Here is a 13,975-nt window from a genome sequence, read left to right as displayed (position 1 = left end):
CCCCTGTATCGGCGGCGAGAGTGCAGGGTAGGGTGAGATCATGTTGATCAGATTCGGAGCCACGAACTATCGCTCCATCCGGGAGCCGGTCGAACTGTCGATGGTCGCGATCGATCGAGATCGCGAAGAGGCACGTCCGGCACCGCTGCTCGGGGAGAGCCTTCTGCCACTTGCGGCGGTGTACGGGCCAAACGCCTCCGGCAAGTCGAACGTTATAGCTGCGCTCTCTTGGCTATGCGATGCCGTGCAACATTCTCTACGCGTTTGGGATGATGTAATACCAACCGAACCGTTTGCCTTCGGCGAGGGACCTGTCTCGACGAGTGAGTTCAGCATTGAGCTGGCTATCCGTGGCGTCCGCTTTGAGTATGTGCTCGAAGTAGATCGCGAGCATGTGATATACGAGGGCCTTTTTCATTATCCAGAGAAAAAGCGGAGGCGGATATTTGAGCGAGAAGGATCGGAGCTAAAGCTACAGAGGGGACTGGGTGCTCTATCCGGAACCCGTGAGCTTATGACGCACAGGGCGCTGGCGCTCTCAATTGCCCGACGGTTCGACGAGCCGTTGGTGTCGGAATTTACGCGAGCACTCCTAAGTATACAAAACCTTGGCCATGTGAACAGGCGCCGATCAGGTCCTTTGAGTGGATTGAGAGGCTCGTTTTCGCGCTCTACATCTCGTTGGTTCGAAGAGACAAGCAACCAGCTCTCCCTCTTTGGTGATAGCGACCTTGGTGACAGAGTGATTGGAACTCGCCAGCAAGCATTGGCGCTTCTGCGCCTAGCTGACCTTGGCATCGAAGACGTGATCATAGATAACCAAGAGGTCAACTACTCTGACTCGGAGGTGCGCACTGTTCGCAGAGTTCGGCTACTCCATAAGACATCAGAGGAGAGCGCACCGTTCGATTTGAATGCCGAGTCGGAAGGGACGAGAACATGGTTCGCTTTGATCGGTCCTGTACTCACTGCGCTACGACTCGGTTCGGCCGTCCTCTTTGACGAGCTGGATGCGAGCCTGCACCCAACCCTGTCGGCGGAATTGCTGAGCATTTTTCATAGCCCAGCAACCAATCCTCGCGGCGCTCAACTTATCTTCACGTCGCATGACACCAGCCTTCTGAACTATCTGAACAGGGACGAGGTCTGGCTAACTGAAAAGCGGGCCGATGGCTCTACTCGCCTCGGTGCACTGGCAGATTTCGCCGGAGAGCGTGTGCGTAAATCACAGAACCTTGAGAATGCATATCTTCATGGCAGGTTCGGCGCCTTGCCGCAAGTGGATCAGACTGCTCTACTGCGAGCCCTTGGGTTGATCGGCTGATGGCTTCGAGTAGGCGGCAAAGAGGCGGAAGGCCACTAAAAAGAATCCCCGAAAAGCGGCCCGAACTTCGCACCGTAATGGTCTTTTGTGAGGGTCGAAGCTCGGAGCCCGACTACATAAACGGCCTAAAGAAGCTTCCGCATATAGCCGAAAATACTGCGTTAAGCATACAGATCCACCCCGAGCAGGGCGTCCCGCTTACCCTGACCAGAAAGGCGGTGGCGCACAAAGACGATCCTGAGATCGATGAGTATTGGTGCCTCTTCGATGTTGAGTGGCCGAAAAATCATCCAAACCTAGCTCAAGCAATCGATATCGCGAGAGCGAACGGGATTAATCTCGCAATATCTAACCCCATGCTTCGAGGTATGGCTGATCTTACACCACCAGAACTGTAGCGCATTTATGGACACAGGCACCGCCGAAAGCCGTTCACGCTCACTGGACGGCCGACCGGGGAAAAGTATCGACGCCGCAGCCTATATGCCTCTCAGGAAGGCGGCGGCACGACATGCTGCGCGCCTTGACGTCTGGCACGAGCAAAATGGTACGACCTTCCCGCACGACAATCCCTCGTCTGGGATGTATAAGCTCCTGCGTAGCCTTGAGGGTGAATAACGAGGTGGCCGTTTTGGCGACGCGCCGCTTCTATGACTGACGAAACGGCCGGCTGGGGCGACGGTGAGGCTTGGCGCGGCAGATGAGGTGTAACGCCAGGCGGCCGGAGTCCCACCACAGGCCAGGACCGGCCCCCGGGCCCAGAACTGTTCCGCAGGATATGGAGCTGGCCGGCTTAAGGTTGGGCACGTCAGATCGCCGGGGCCCGGTGAACCGGGTTGAGATTGCACTTCTTCTCGATGAAGCTCACGCGGGATGTACGGGCATACGCCGCTGGGCGCGCGGCATGGGCGACGCGCAGGCACTGGCCGAGGGGCTGCGCGAGAAGCCGCCGGCCCCACATAGCGGTCAAGCAGGACCGAGCAGGTCCCAGCGGTTGCCTGCAATGTCGACGAACACCGCGACGCGCCCATAAGGCTCCACGCGAGGTGGCCTGACGAACTCGACGCCCGCAGAAACCATGCGTTCGTGAGCGGTATCGAAGTCCTCTACCTGTAGAAAGAACCCCACACGGCCCGCGACCTGGGTTCCGACGACGGCCGTTTGGTGTGGGCCGTCCGCGCGGGCGAGGAGGATGCCGGTCTGGGCGCCCGGTGGCCGTACGACGACCCAGCGTTTCGGGCGCCCGTCGTTGGTCGTCGCCGGAGAGTCCTCGACCAGGTCGAATCCCAGGACGCTGGTGAAGAACTCAATGGCCGGGTCATAGTCGTCCACGACGATCGTGATCAGGTCGAGTCGCATCGTCAGATCCTAGAAGCCTGCTGACGGAACCCCGGCCAGGAAGTCGCGCGCGTGGTCGTGTGCCCATTCGGCGAACGTACGTGCCGGCCTGCCCGTGATCTCCTCGGCTGTGGACATCGGCCCCAGCATGGCGAGATCGAATTCCTGCTTCAACGAGGGGTCGGCGTCCGCGCCCGAGTAGTCCTTGAAGCCGGTCAGGAAGTCGGCGTTGTCCGCCGCGAAACCGCCCTGGGCCAGGTACAGTTCCCGGGCCTGTGCCGGAGTGACCACCTCCAGGCGTATTTCGGTTCCGATCGCGGCGGCAATGGCCGCCGCCTGGGCGCGCCTGGTGATCAGCTCGGGTCCGTTGAGGGTGTAGGCCGCGCCCTGGTGCCCGTCCTCGATCAGTGCGGCCGTGGCCACGTCGGCGATGTCCTGCTCATGCACGGGGTACCAGGCCGCGTCGGGCAGTGGCTCGCGTACGATGCGCTCGGCTCGGATGGACGGTCCCCACAGCCACAGCTTGTTCAGCATGAACTCGCCCGGCCGTACGTGCGTCCATTCCAGCCCGGAGGACTCCACCGCGCGCTCCACCGGCAGGTGGAAATCGGTGTCGTAGCCGGTGGTGACCGCGCCGGAGGACAGTACGACGATGCGGCGCACCCCAGCCTCCCTGGCCAGCGCCACCACCTGGGGCGCGGTCGCGGCGTGCGGGAAGAGGTACATGCTGTCCACCCCCTTCAGCGCCGGGGCCATGCTCCGCGGCCGGGCGAGGTCGCCTTCGACCACTTCGACGTCCTCGGCGAGGCGAGCGTGGGCGTGGGCGTGGGCGCGGGCGGGGTCTCTGCTCAGGGCTCGTACGGTGACCCCCATGCGGACGAGGCGGTCGACCACGAGCCGGCCCACGTTTCCGGTCGCCCCGGTCATCAGGATTCTCATGGATTCCACTTTTGACCAGCGGAGAAGGGCTGCGCAAATGCGAACAGCATGCTCGCGAATGCCGGCTGACCTGCGAAGATGGCCATTTTGGGTCCGGAAGAAATGGCCATCAAAGGGTGCGGGCGGGCGGCGTTGTGGGGTACGCCGCCCGCCCGCAGGGCGCGGTACGGCCTAGGGAAGGTGTGGAACGGCCGCCGCGCGTCTCAGGTGGGCTGGGTGGCGCGGGCAGGGAGCGAACCCTGCCCGCGCCGGGCGGGCCCCCGGCGGCCCGCCGTCCGGCACGGCGGCGCCCCAAGCCCGCGCCACGCCGCCGTGCCCGCTCATGGGATGCCGCCCCAGGCGTCTCCGGCGTCTCCGGCATCTCCCGCGATGATCATCGTGACGCCGTTCATCCGGTGCGCGGTGAGCAGGGTCGGGCCGTAGACGTAGCCGATGCCGATGAACGACAGGCGGGCGTACCGGATCCGGCCCCGGCCGGTGGGGTGGGTGCGTAGGGCGTCGAACATGGCGGTCTCGGCGGCGACCTGGTCGTCGGTGACCCCGCCTGCGGTACGCTCCCCCGCCTGGACCTCCCAGACCATCAGCAGGGGGCGTGCGGTGCAGCCGAGCAGGAACCCGTCAGTTGGCAACCGCATTGGGCGGCTCCTTGCCGGGCGGGTTCAACAGGGCGTAGTCGCCGGCCAGGGCCTCGGCCGCGCCGCCCACCGTGCAGCGGTGGACGTACAGTGGGATGCCGGGATGCAGCATGCGTGGGCTGTGCCACCAGATCCCGTCGTCCTGTACGACCGCGACCAGGCCGGGGCACAGCGACAACCGCACTCGCCCTTGATCATTGACCAGGTCCGCGTGGATCGCATGTAAGGCGGCAAGCACGGCTTTCAGCCGGTGCGCGGTCTTCTCGGCGGGGGATGTGGGGCGGACCAGGTGGGTACCGAGCATGAACGCGCTCATCGGCCACCTGCCGAGGGGCCATAATGGCTGCTTTGCATGAGGCTTGCACCTTCCGGCTCACTATCGGTGATCGTCCGTGTCGGATGCGTAGCGATAGCGTGCTCGCATGCGAAAGGGCCCGCGATGAGACGTTGCGAGAGGCAAGTGACGAGGCGCTATCGCAGAGAGTAATGGTTCGATAACACCGAGGGCGCTATCGTGTTTCGGGGGACCACTTACTGTGAGCGACGTGCGCGCGAAAGAGGATAAATGCCTCGGAGTGAGCGGCTGTGTCCAGCATGCAAATCGACCCTGCTGAACCGCTATAACCATAATTCCCTATGTGCCCCCTGTACCCGAGCGTTGAAGTCGGCCGGCGTCAACGCTCCGGAGTGGCTATGGGACTCGCTTCCGATGCGTCGCGCCCTCGCCAACCACGAGCTGGGCACATTCGTGACGATCCTTCGGGCCGCGACCGGATTGAGTCAGCTTGACCTCGGAAACATCGTCGGCCTATCCCAAAGCACCATCAGCATGATCGAAACGGGCGACCGGGATACTCTGTACGACATACGCGAGCTGGTACGGTTCGCCGACGCATGTGACATTCCACGTAAGGTGCTTCTGCCTGTTGTGCTCGGCACCGAAAGTGGCACCCTGGGATTGTCTCCATTTAGCGGAGAATCTCGTACTTTCGAGGCGGATGAGGAGTTGGCAGGGGTGGATCGGCGTAGTTTCACCGGTTCGCTGCTCGGCCTGGTGACGGCCAGTGGCCTGGACCTGATCCAGGTGCCCGACCGTGCCGACGCGGCGCATGTCAGATACCTACGTGCCTGCCTGGACGGCTTGGGCAGACAGGATCAGGATCTCGGTGGCGGTGCGGTGCTGCCACAGGCGGTGCGACTGTTCTCTCGCGCGCGCCGGATCATCGACGATAGCGACTACACGGACAATGTCGGCCATCAGCTCCTTATGGTCACCTCGGACCTTGGCACACTCTGTGGCTGGCTGGCTTATGACAACGGAGACCAGAAGACCGCGCGGATGCTGTATCGCGAAGCCGGCCTGTTGGCGGACGGTGCCGATGATGCCGGGACCTCTGTCCATGTCTACCTGAACATGGCCATGCAGAGCTCGTTCCTCGCCAGGGTGAGCGGCAAGGCCGGGATGGCACGCGAGGCGCTGCGTTTCGCCGACCGCGCCTCGTACCTCGCCCGCCATGAGAGATCCCCGCGCCTGCACGCGCTCATCAAGCTACGGCAGGCTCTCGCGTACGTCCGCCTTGGTAACGAGGCGGCCTTCCGCCGGAACATCGCCCAGGCGAGGGACGAACTCCAGCGGGGCGGCCATCCTGATGACGCATTGTGGACCCAGTTCGTGACCGAATCGGAGATCAACGGGTATGAGGCGATGGGATACATGGATCTGGGCTCCCCGGCGCGGTCGGTCGATCTCTACTCGGCGGTCGTGAGTGATGTGCGGTGCTCACCTCGTAACCGCGCCTATTACCGGGCTCGTCTTTCCAGCGCGCTGTTGCAATGTGGAGATCGGGCGCAGGCGATCAATGAGGGCCTGTCCATCCTGCCCGACCTGGGCGTACGCGTGACCTCCCGGCGCACGCTGAACGAGTTGCAACCGGTAAGGGCCGCCGCCGAACAGCTCGCCGCCGAGGAGTTCTGCGTGCGCTTCGACCAGGCGGCTCGTTCCTTCTCGGCACCTGACCCTGGGAGCCGGATATGACCGAGCCGACCTTTCGCCGTTACGATGCCGCAGCCGCCAGGCGCATACGCGACCAGGTGGCCTTGATCCACCGTGACGCCTACGCGGACCGGATCGCCCAGGGAGACCCTTTCACCGCAGAGGACGAGGCCATGCGGCGCTTCGACCTTTATGCCGCCAAATCCGGGTTCGACCTTGTCGTGGCCTATATCGACGGCGAACCGGTGGGGCAGGCGTGGGGATGGTCGCTGGACGAACGCTCAGGAGCCGCGTGGTGGCGTGGGTTGGAGTATGAGCCGGAGCCCGGGTTCACCCATGAAGACGGGCGCAGGACATTCGCCCTGTCCGAGATCATGGTCCGGAAGCCACGGACAGGTCGTGGCCTTGCCCGTGCCCTCCATGACGAACTACTCTCCGCGCGTCCTGAGCCGCGTGCCACACTCCTCGTCCAGCCGGTGAACGAAAGGGCGTACCGCGCCTACCTGAAATGGGGCTGGACCAAGGCCGCCGAGCTACGCCCCGGCATGCCGCACGCACCCCTGTTCGACGTCCTCATGCTCTACCGGAACTAGCGTCAGGTGAGTTCGAGGCCGCCGTCGATGGTGAGGACCTGGCCGGTGAGCCAGGTGGTGGCCGGGTCGGCCAGGTGGAGGATCCAGGTGGACACCTCGTCGGGTTCGCCGCGGCGGCCGAGGGGAATGCGGGCGGCCTCGTCCTGCTTGATCTGTTGGATGGTCGCCTCGGGTAGTCCGGCCGCGGCCAGGGCCTCGCTTTCGGTCGGGCCGGGGGCCAGGGCGTTGACCCGGATGCCGTCGGGGGCCAGCTCGACCGCCCAACTGCGGGTGAGCTGTTCCAGAGCGGCCTTGGTGGCGGCATAGTGGGCGCTGCCCGGCAGGGGCCGGTGGCCGTAGGTGCTGGAGATGTTGACGATCGAGCCCCTGGTCTGGCGCAGGTACGGCAGGGCGGCCCCGGCCAGCAGGCTGGGGGCGACGACGTTGACGTCGAACAGGCCGGTGATGCCCTCGGCGGTGGTCTCGGCCAGCGGCATGCGCCTGGTGGCGCCCGCGTTGTTGACCAGTACGTCCAGGCGTGCCCACCGGCTGATGGCGGCGTCGATCACCTGCTGCGGCGCCCCCGGGGCGGACAGATCGGCCGGGAGGGTGACGATGCCGGGATGGCCGGTGGCGGTCTCCGCCAGGGCGTCCGGGCGGCGTCCGACGCCGAGGACGTGGGCTCCGGCGCGGGCGAAGGCGCGGGCGGCGGCGCGGCCGATGCCCGATCCGGCACCCGTGACGATGACGACCGTACCGGTGAAAGCGCCGTGCTGCTGGACGGACATATCGCTCACTTCGTTCGCTGTTCGTAGAACATCGAACAAGCTACCATGGTCGTCATGAGACAGGCGCGGCATCCGGACCTGGGCGAGGTGGGTCTCATGCAGGTGATGGGGGCGCTCAGCGACCCGATCCGCGTCGGATTGGTGCGGGTGCTCGCCGACGGCCGCGAGCGTGGCTGGGGCGAGTTGCGCGCCCCGGTCGCCAAGTCGACCCTCAGCCATCACCTCCGCGTGCTACGCGACGCCGGAATCACCCGGACCCGCCAGGAAGGCACCCGCTGCTTCGTCGAACTGCGCCGCGCGGACCTGGAGACCCGCTTCCCCGGCCTCCTGAACGCCGTTCTGGACGCGGCACACGGCGACGACGTCGGCGGCCAGGTCGGCCTGACCGGCGACGAGACCACGGGCTGACCTGAGGGGCCTGAGGGGCCTGAGGGTACTGATCAGCCTGGTTTGATCGTGACGAGCTGTCCGAATAGCAGGAGCAGCCGGTAGGCGTCGGCGAAGTCCGCGGTGGTGAAGGCGACCGTACGTCCGCCGGCGGCTCGTGAGACGCCTGGCACCAGCGTTGCCAGATCGGCCGTGAGCGGGTTGTGCAGATCGACCTCGACGTCGAACGGTCCTGAAATGGTCAGCGGTGGAATCTGCGCTCGCCGCGCGATGGCGTCGGCGGCGGCCTGGCGTAGCCGCTCGCGGGCCTCTTCGGGGTGCAGGGTGACGGCGGCGGCCTGTCCGAGGGAGTGTTTGACCGCGACGGCGACGGCCGAAGGAACCAGCTCGTGCAGCTCGGCCCCGGCCGCGTCGTCGCCGCTGAGCAGTACGACCGGGACGCCCATATGCCCGGCCATGGCGGCGTTGAGACCGATCTCGCCCATGGAACGCCCGGCCACGCGTACGTCCAGGATGTCGTCGTTCATCGTGTGCGCCAGCAACCCCGGCCCGCCACTGGCTCGGGCGTGGTAACCGATGAGCATGGCGGCGTCGGTGTGCTCGTCGAGCCCGGCCAGCATGCCCAGTGGGCGCGGCTTGCCACGGACCAGGTGTGCCCGCCGGTCGAGCTGCTCCGGAAGGATGTTGCGGAACGGTCCGTGCGCGTCGGCGACCAGGACGTCGGCGGTGGGTTCGGCGTCCAGCACCCCGGCGATCACGCTGTTCGCCTCGGCCGTCGTCAAGGCCCGGCCGCGCTCGTAGTCGTATCCCCCTGGATTGGTCTCGGTGGGATGCACGATCCCCGAGATGCCCTCCATGTCGACAGAGATCAGCACCTTCACACCCGGACCCTACGGGATTCCTCCCAGAGAGTGGGAATACATCCGGAACAGGTTCCGGTTACACCAAACGGAACACATTCCGATTCGAGGGGAAGCAGTCATGGCAGCGAAGAACGACGCGGTCGAGAAGTTCACGGTCGGCTCGCCTGATGTCTGGTGGCAGCGGGGCGAGCAGAAGATCTTCCTTGGGGACGTGCTCGACGGCTCCAACGATGTGAAGATGTCGGTCGGCTACGCGCGCTACGACGGAGCCGAGAGCAACCCCTGGACCGTCACCTACGACGAGGCCCTGATCGTGACCAAGGGCCGGTTCATCGTGGACGGTGAGAACGGGCCGGTCAGCGCCGGGCCGGGGGAGGTCATCTACCTGCGCGCCGGGGCGAAGGTGGTCTACCGGACCGAGGAGCCGACCGAACTGGTCTACGTCACCTACCCGCACTGGTACGAGGCGACCAGTGGTTCGCCGGAGGCCGCCAGGCTGGCGGAGTTCCACCGCGCGGACTGAGCCGCGGACTGAGCCGCGGACTGAGCCGCGGGCCGAGTTTCGGTCCGTCTCCGACCACCCGCGACCCCTGGTCCGTGTTCACGCTGGGCCAGGGGTTTGCCGGGAGTTCGCACTGCACGGGAAAGACGGCATGAGGGCGTGTCCAGAGTTTTTCGGGAGACTGCCACATCTGGACAAATCAGATGAAATCCAGCGCTACCAGATGGGGTTCCGTAAGAATCGGGCACGGCACTCAACCGATCACTTTCCGGAGAAATGCGAACAGTGAGGTAGCAGACGACCATGCACAATGCCGATCTCTCGAACGCCGTCTGGCGCAAGAGCAGTCGTAGTAACGGACACACCAACTGCGTTGAAGTCGCCGCTCTCCCGAACGGGGATGCGGTGGCGGCGGCGGGCGCGCGGCGGGCGTTCGCCGTGCGTGACTCCAAGAACCGCGCCGGTGGGGCACTGGTGTTCGGTGTGGCCGATTGGGAGTCGTTCGTCGCGCATGTCAAGGCGGGTGAGTACGATGTGCGGCCGTCCAGTGGTCGGCCATCGGCACCAGGAATCTGAGGTCATGGGCGGCTGCCAAGGGCAGTACGCCATTTGATGGAGTGGTGACCGATGGCCGCGCATCCGGCGTTTTCCTAAGCGATCGACCTGCGCGATCTGGAGGGTCTGCCGGCCGTCGGGCCACCAAAAGACGAATTATCCATAACAGAACAACGGCCCGGCCATCCTCGCCGGCAGTTCAGCCCTCGGCTCAGCCCTCGGCGAGGACGGCCTCGGCCGCGTCGCCGACGATGTGGCGGAGGTGGTCGTTGGCCTCCTCCAGGGCCGCGATCACCAGCGCCCGGGTCTCCTTGGGCAGGTGGCCGAGGGTTTCTTCGGCAAGCTCGGCCCAGGCGCGTTCGATGGCGGGGATCAGGTCCCGGCCGCGTTCGGTCATCACCACGCGGACCTGCCGCCGGTCGGTAGGGACCGGGACGCGGCGGAACAGTTCGGATTTGTCCATGCGGGCCAGGCTGCGGGTGGCGGTGGGCGGCTCGATGCCCAGGCGGGCGGCCAGTTCGGAGACCGTCATCCCGTCGCCGGCCTCGGCGAGCACCCACAGCAGCACGTCCTGGCCGGGGTGCAGGCCGAGGGCGGCCAGTTTGCGCGCCTTGGCGGCCCGGTAGAGCTTGGCCGCCTTGTTCAGTGCGCGGTTGATCCTGGCGACCTCGGCGAACTCCATGCCGCCCACCCTATCGATGTATAGTCGGCTATTAGTTAGTCGGCTATCTATCTCTGTGGAGGGACCGATGGACCTTCGTCTGCGGGATCGTGTGGTACTGGTCACCGGCGGTTCCGGTGACATCGGCGCGGCCGTCGCGACCGCCTTCGCCGCCGAGGGGGCCAAGGTCGCCGTCGGCTGGCACTCCCGGCCGGACCGGGCCGACCAGGTCGTCGGCGCGATCGGCGAGGCGGGCGGCACCGCACTCGGCGTACGCGTCGACCAGGGCGACCCTGGCTCGATGGCCGAGGCCGTGGCCACCGTCGAGGCCGGGCTCGGCGGCATCGACGTCCTGGTCGGCAACGCGGTGGCCTGGCCGGATCGGCAGGAGACCTGGGACTCGCTGGTCCGTGCGCTCACCGTGAACGTCGCGGGCACGGTACGGCTGGCCGAGGCAGTGTTCCCGGGGATGCGCTCCCGGGGCTGGGGGCGCGTCGTGCTGATCTCGTCGGACGTGGTGGACCAGCCGGTACCGGCGTTCGCCGGTTATCCGGCGGGCAAGTCCGCGATCGAGGCCGCCGCCCGGGTGTTCGCGCTGCGCGAGGCCCGGCACGGAATTTTGACCAACGTCGTACGCCCCGGATTCACGCTCACCGAGCGCGCGCTGACCCATCCCGGCTTCGGCCAGAAGCTGGTGGACGCCGAGTCCGAGAAGACCCCCACCGGCCGCATCTGCACCCCGCAGGACGTGGCCGACCTCACCGCCTACCTTGGCTCCGACGCGAACGGCCACGCCAACGGGGAGATCATCGCCGTGGCGGGCGGCCGGCACCTCACCCGATAAGACCCGGACACCGGCACGGGCGCGACTTGACCTTGACGCGACGTCAACGTTTCTAATGAGCATCGACACGAGGTCAGGCGAGTCGCAGGAGCAGGAGAGGGTCCGATGATCAAAGCCGCGCGTGCCGTGATGTTCCTGGTGATTCCGGGGGAACTGCTGCTGTTCATCCTGCTCGTCGCCGGGGTGCGCCTGCCGGCGCCGCTGCTGGTGGCGGCCGAGGTGGCCGTCGTACTGGCGCTGGTTCTGGAGGTCACGACCGTCGTCCGCCTCTACCGGGCCGAACGGCGGCGTGGCACGGTACGTCGGGCCGCGCTCGCCGCGACCTTCGCCACGCTGGTGCCCGTGCAGGTCCGCCGGTTGCTGATGATCGAACTGCGGGGCGTGGCCGGCCTGGGCATCTGGCTCGCCCGCCGCCGGCACGGCGTGCCCCCGGGCGGCGTCGCCGTGTCATACTCCCGAGAGCAGGCCACGATGACGCTGATCATGCTGTTCGCGCTGGTCATCGAGACGGTCGCGCTGGACGTACTGCTGTCCGCGCTCGACGTGCCGACCGGACTGCGGATCGCGGTGCTGGTGCTGGACATCTACGGCATCCTGTACGGGCTGATGTTCGCCGCCGCCTGCGTCACCCGCCCGCACGTGATCACCCCCACCGAGCTGCGCATCCGCTACGGCGTGTACTTCGATCTGCGCATCCCCAGGGAACTGATCACCTCGGTCCGGTCGTCCCGCAACCTCAACGAGAAGGGCATGATCGGCCTGGCCGACGGAAGGCTCGGCGTGGCCGTGTCGTCCCAGACCAACATGACCGTCGAACTCGCCGAACCCATCACCGTGACCCGCCCCCTGGGCGCCCAGGCCGAGGCCAGAGTGATCCGCTTCTTCGCCGACCAGCCCGACACCGCCCTACGCGCCCTCCGCCCCACCGGCCACGAAGCGCTCACCTAAGGAAGCGGATCTCGTTTCGAGCGGTGGTCGGCCCACAGATCGACCGCCTGGGGGCGTGGCCGGCGACTCCCGCGCGAGCCCGAACGCGGTGAGCACGGCATCCAGCGAGACCCGCCCTCCGGTATCGGTGACCGAACGGGCGAGCACCAGAGCCAGATCGCGCAGGTCGGCCTCGCTGATGCTCACCTCGGTGGCCCCATGCAGCAGCTCCACCCCCAAACCGTACAGAAGAGTGTTGCTTCAGGGGCGGTCTTCGGCCAGGGGTTTGGGGGTGAGGGGTTCGGTGAGTGGGGTGCCGGGGTGGTCTTTGACCAGGAATGTGGCGATGAGGCCGATCAAGGTGACGGTGGCGAGGTAGACGGCGACGGCGTAGACGGTGCCGGTGCGGGTCTGGAGGGCCTCGGCGATGGTGGGGGCGAAGGCGCCGCCGAGGATCGCGCCGATGGCGTACGAGATGGCGGCCCCGCTGTAGCGGACGCGGGTGGGGTACATCTCGGCGTACAGCGCGGGCTGGGGGCCGTAGGTCAGGCCGAGGCCGACGGTGAACAGGATGAGGGCGACGATCACCAGGGCGAGGTTCGCCGTGTTGATCAGCGCGAAGAACGGGAACATCCAGGCCAACTGGACGACGAAGCCGATCCGGTAGACGGGCAGCCGGCCGTACCGGTCGGCGAGCCACCCGCCGAGCAGGGTGCTCACCAGCCAGCCCACCGCGGAGATCATCACGGCGGCCAGCACGGTCGTGCGGTCGAGGTGCAGGGTCTTGACCGCGTACGACTGGATGTACCCGCCGGTGGTCATGTAGCCGACGGCGTTGTTGGCGGCGAACAGCAGTGCACCGACGATGACCAGGGCCCAATGATGCTTGAACAGCGGGACGAGCGGGACGTTGGACTGTGTCCGGGTCTTCTTGACCTCCTCGAACACCGGGCTTTCCGCCACCCGGGTCCTGATGTACATACCGAACACGATCAGCACGACGCTGAGCAGGAAGGGGATGCGCCAGCCCCAGGCGAGGAACCGGTCCGGGCCGGTGATCGCGGCGGTGGCGGCCAGGACGCCGTTCGCGAGCAGGAGTCCGATGGGCACCCCGATCTGCGGGAACGCGCCGTACAGGCCGCGCCGGTCGGCGGGGGCGTGCTCGACCGCGAGGAGTGCCGCGCCGCCCCACTCACCGCCCGCGGAGAGTCCCTGCATGATGCGCAGCAGGACCAGCAGGATGGGCGCGCCGACGCCGATCGCGTCGGACGAGGGCACCAGGCCCATCAGCGCCGTGGAGACGCCCATCAGGAGCAGCGTGAAGATGAGCATGGCCCGGCGGCCGATCCGGTCGCCCAGGTGACCGGCGATGACGGCGCCGAGCGGGCGGAAGAAGAAGCTGATGCCGATCGTCGCGAAGGATACGAGAAGGGCGTTTTTTCCGGCGCCGCCGAAGAATTGGGTGGCGAAGACGAGTCCGGCGCTGATCGCGTAGATGAAGAAGTCGTACCACTCGATCGTCGTGCCGACCATTGCGGCGAGTACGACACGGCGGTGTTCTCGGTCGAGAGTGATTTTGGTGGGGGGCATCTCGACTCCTTGCAGTTCAGGGACTGCCGGTAATCAATTTATACAAGATCGTATATG

The 13,975-nt window shown here is 66.2% G+C and carries 19 protein-coding genes; 10 read left to right on the top strand and 9 right to left on the bottom strand.

Going from position 1 to position 13,975, the window contains the following annotated elements:
* The first annotated feature begins 40 nt into the window (after window positions 1-40).
* Genes ACH34R_RS18635 through ACH34R_RS18625 form a run of 3 tightly spaced genes read left to right on the top strand, consistent with a single transcriptional unit; the run spans window position 41 to window position 1,942 of the window.
* Complete coding sequence (locus ACH34R_RS18635) at window positions 41-1,324, top strand: ATP/GTP-binding protein (RefSeq protein ID WP_397562704.1); 1,284 nt, start codon at window positions 41-43, stop codon at window positions 1,322-1,324.
* Entirely contained in the window at window positions 1,324-1,722 is a 399-nt protein-coding gene (locus tag ACH34R_RS18630) for an RloB family protein (RefSeq protein ID WP_397562703.1), read from the top strand. The genes ACH34R_RS18635 and ACH34R_RS18630 overlap by 1 nt, the downstream gene beginning before the upstream one ends.
* Window positions 1,637-1,942: an RloB domain-containing protein gene (locus tag ACH34R_RS18625; protein ID WP_397562923.1), complete on the top strand. Its 306-nt coding sequence runs from the start codon at window positions 1,637-1,639 to the stop codon at window positions 1,940-1,942. Before ACH34R_RS18630 ends, ACH34R_RS18625 begins: the two co-directional genes overlap by 86 nt.
* Before the next feature lie 348 nt (window positions 1,943-2,290).
* Here the strand turns inward: ACH34R_RS18625 and ACH34R_RS18620 are convergent, their stop codons facing one another.
* The 4 genes from ACH34R_RS18620 to ACH34R_RS18605 all read right to left on the bottom strand — a co-directional run bounded on the left by ACH34R_RS18620 (window position 2,291) and on the right by ACH34R_RS18605 (window position 4,552).
* Entirely contained in the window at window positions 2,291-2,683 is a 393-nt protein-coding gene (locus tag ACH34R_RS18620) for a VOC family protein (RefSeq protein ID WP_397562702.1), read from the bottom strand.
* A gap of 9 nt (window positions 2,684-2,692) precedes the next feature.
* A complete protein-coding gene (locus ACH34R_RS18615; protein ID WP_397562700.1) occupies window positions 2,693-3,601 on the bottom strand; it encodes an SDR family oxidoreductase in 909 nt (302 codons plus the stop codon).
* 320 nt (window positions 3,602-3,921) lie between these two features.
* Window positions 3,922-4,236 (bottom strand): hypothetical protein, encoded by a 315-nt coding sequence (locus tag ACH34R_RS18610; protein WP_397562698.1) that lies wholly within the window; start codon window positions 4,234-4,236, stop codon window positions 3,922-3,924.
* Window positions 4,220-4,552 carry a hypothetical protein gene (locus tag ACH34R_RS18605; RefSeq protein ID WP_397562697.1) on the bottom strand — a complete coding sequence of 111 codons (333 nt, stop codon included), beginning with the start codon at window positions 4,550-4,552 and terminating at the stop codon, window positions 4,220-4,222. The genes ACH34R_RS18610 and ACH34R_RS18605 overlap by 17 nt, the downstream gene beginning before the upstream one ends.
* A 393-nt stretch (window positions 4,553-4,945) precedes the next feature.
* Between ACH34R_RS18605 and ACH34R_RS18600 the strand changes: the two genes are divergently transcribed.
* A complete protein-coding gene (locus ACH34R_RS18600) occupies window positions 4,946-6,271 on the top strand; it encodes a helix-turn-helix domain-containing protein (protein WP_397562696.1) in 1,326 nt (441 codons plus the stop codon).
* Window positions 6,268-6,822, top strand: coding sequence for a GNAT family N-acetyltransferase (locus ACH34R_RS18595; protein ID WP_397562695.1), 555 nt, complete (start codon window positions 6,268-6,270; stop codon window positions 6,820-6,822). The genes ACH34R_RS18600 and ACH34R_RS18595 overlap by 4 nt, the downstream gene beginning before the upstream one ends.
* Window positions 6,823-6,824: 2 nt before the next feature.
* On the opposite strand, the gene ACH34R_RS18590 is transcribed toward ACH34R_RS18595, so the two are convergent.
* Window positions 6,825-7,589 (bottom strand): SDR family NAD(P)-dependent oxidoreductase, encoded by a 765-nt coding sequence (locus tag ACH34R_RS18590; protein WP_397562693.1) that lies wholly within the window; start codon window positions 7,587-7,589, stop codon window positions 6,825-6,827.
* A gap of 54 nt (window positions 7,590-7,643) precedes the next feature.
* Between ACH34R_RS18590 and ACH34R_RS18585 the strand changes: the two genes are divergently transcribed.
* Window positions 7,644-7,997 carry an ArsR/SmtB family transcription factor gene (locus ACH34R_RS18585; RefSeq protein WP_397562691.1) on the top strand — a complete coding sequence of 118 codons (354 nt, stop codon included), beginning with the start codon at window positions 7,644-7,646 and terminating at the stop codon, window positions 7,995-7,997.
* Between the two features lie 32 nt (window positions 7,998-8,029).
* On the opposite strand, the gene ACH34R_RS18580 is transcribed toward ACH34R_RS18585, so the two are convergent.
* On the bottom strand, window positions 8,030-8,857 hold the full coding sequence (locus ACH34R_RS18580; RefSeq protein WP_397562690.1) for a M55 family metallopeptidase: 828 nt from the start codon (window positions 8,855-8,857) through the stop codon (window positions 8,030-8,032).
* A 100-nt stretch (window positions 8,858-8,957) separates the two neighbouring features.
* Between ACH34R_RS18580 and ACH34R_RS18575 the strand changes: the two genes are divergently transcribed.
* Both ACH34R_RS18575 and ACH34R_RS18570 read left to right on the top strand, forming a co-directional pair.
* Window positions 8,958-9,362, top strand: coding sequence for a cupin (locus tag ACH34R_RS18575; RefSeq protein ID WP_111167007.1), 405 nt, complete (start codon window positions 8,958-8,960; stop codon window positions 9,360-9,362).
* A 282-nt stretch (window positions 9,363-9,644) separates the two neighbouring features.
* Window positions 9,645-9,917: a DUF397 domain-containing protein gene (locus ACH34R_RS18570; RefSeq protein ID WP_397562688.1), complete on the top strand. Its 273-nt coding sequence runs from the start codon at window positions 9,645-9,647 to the stop codon at window positions 9,915-9,917.
* A gap of 190 nt (window positions 9,918-10,107) precedes the next feature.
* Here ACH34R_RS18570 and ACH34R_RS18565 read toward each other — a convergent pair whose 3' ends face one another.
* A complete protein-coding gene (locus ACH34R_RS18565; protein ID WP_397562687.1) occupies window positions 10,108-10,578 on the bottom strand; it encodes a MarR family winged helix-turn-helix transcriptional regulator in 471 nt (156 codons plus the stop codon).
* Window positions 10,579-10,645: 67 nt separating this feature from the next.
* Here ACH34R_RS18565 and ACH34R_RS18560 point away from each other — a divergent pair, with 67 nt between their 5' ends.
* Entirely contained in the window at window positions 10,646-11,401 is a 756-nt protein-coding gene (locus tag ACH34R_RS18560) for an SDR family NAD(P)-dependent oxidoreductase (protein ID WP_397562686.1), read from the top strand.
* 105 nt (window positions 11,402-11,506) lie between these two features.
* Entirely contained in the window at window positions 11,507-12,349 is an 843-nt protein-coding gene (locus ACH34R_RS18555; protein ID WP_397562685.1) for a hypothetical protein, read from the top strand.
* Here ACH34R_RS18555 and ACH34R_RS18550 read toward each other — a convergent pair.
* Together ACH34R_RS18550 and ACH34R_RS18545 are read right to left on the bottom strand one after the other, a co-directional pair.
* Window positions 12,308-12,562, bottom strand: a complete 255-nt coding sequence (locus tag ACH34R_RS18550; RefSeq protein ID WP_397562684.1) for a hypothetical protein — start codon at window positions 12,560-12,562, stop codon at window positions 12,308-12,310. The genes ACH34R_RS18555 and ACH34R_RS18550 overlap by 42 nt on opposite strands.
* A gap of 27 nt (window positions 12,563-12,589) precedes the next feature.
* Window positions 12,590-13,918 (bottom strand): MFS transporter, encoded by a 1,329-nt coding sequence (locus tag ACH34R_RS18545; protein ID WP_397562683.1) that lies wholly within the window; start codon window positions 13,916-13,918, stop codon window positions 12,590-12,592.
* Window positions 13,919-13,975: the final 57 nt, after the last annotated feature.

The organism is Spongiactinospora sp. 9N601 (assembly GCF_044326295.1).
In the GTDB taxonomy this organism is placed as follows: Bacteria; Actinomycetota; Actinomycetes; order Streptosporangiales; family Streptosporangiaceae; genus Spongiactinospora; species Spongiactinospora gelatinilytica.
Note: the sequence above shows the minus strand (reverse complement) of the source record. Positions and strands in the feature narration are given on the sequence as shown.

Excerpts from the sequence above, each read along its gene's own strand:
- ACH34R_RS18610 (WP_397562698.1), bottom strand. The coding sequence starts at position 4,236 with ATGCGGTTGCCAACTGACGGGTTCCTGCTCGGCTGCACCGCACGCCCC.
- ACH34R_RS18585 (WP_397562691.1), top strand. The coding sequence starts at position 7,644 with ATGAGACAGGCGCGGCATCCGGACCTGGGCGAGGTGGGTCTCATGCAG.
- ACH34R_RS18620 (WP_397562702.1), bottom strand. The coding sequence starts at position 2,683 with ATGCGACTCGACCTGATCACGATCGTCGTGGACGACTATGACCCGGCC.
- ACH34R_RS18630 (WP_397562703.1), top strand. The coding sequence starts at position 1,324 with ATGGCTTCGAGTAGGCGGCAAAGAGGCGGAAGGCCACTAAAAAGAATC.
- ACH34R_RS18560 (WP_397562686.1), top strand. The coding sequence starts at position 10,646 with ATGGACCTTCGTCTGCGGGATCGTGTGGTACTGGTCACCGGCGGTTCC.
- ACH34R_RS18615 (WP_397562700.1), bottom strand. The coding sequence starts at position 3,601 with ATGAGAATCCTGATGACCGGGGCGACCGGAAACGTGGGCCGGCTCGTG.
- ACH34R_RS18565 (WP_397562687.1), bottom strand. The coding sequence starts at position 10,578 with ATGGAGTTCGCCGAGGTCGCCAGGATCAACCGCGCACTGAACAAGGCG.
- ACH34R_RS18635 (WP_397562704.1), top strand. The coding sequence starts at position 41 with ATGTTGATCAGATTCGGAGCCACGAACTATCGCTCCATCCGGGAGCCG.
- ACH34R_RS18575 (WP_111167007.1), top strand. The coding sequence starts at position 8,958 with ATGGCAGCGAAGAACGACGCGGTCGAGAAGTTCACGGTCGGCTCGCCT.
- ACH34R_RS18545 (WP_397562683.1), bottom strand. The coding sequence starts at position 13,918 with ATGCCCCCCACCAAAATCACTCTCGACCGAGAACACCGCCGTGTCGTA.
- ACH34R_RS18590 (WP_397562693.1), bottom strand. The coding sequence starts at position 7,589 with ATGTCCGTCCAGCAGCACGGCGCTTTCACCGGTACGGTCGTCATCGTC.
- ACH34R_RS18605 (WP_397562697.1), bottom strand. The coding sequence starts at position 4,552 with ATGAGCGCGTTCATGCTCGGTACCCACCTGGTCCGCCCCACATCCCCC.
- ACH34R_RS18595 (WP_397562695.1), top strand. The coding sequence starts at position 6,268 with ATGACCGAGCCGACCTTTCGCCGTTACGATGCCGCAGCCGCCAGGCGC.
- ACH34R_RS18600 (WP_397562696.1), top strand. The coding sequence starts at position 4,946 with ATGCGTCGCGCCCTCGCCAACCACGAGCTGGGCACATTCGTGACGATC.
- ACH34R_RS18555 (WP_397562685.1), top strand. The coding sequence starts at position 11,507 with ATGATCAAAGCCGCGCGTGCCGTGATGTTCCTGGTGATTCCGGGGGAA.
- ACH34R_RS18570 (WP_397562688.1), top strand. The coding sequence starts at position 9,645 with ATGCACAATGCCGATCTCTCGAACGCCGTCTGGCGCAAGAGCAGTCGT.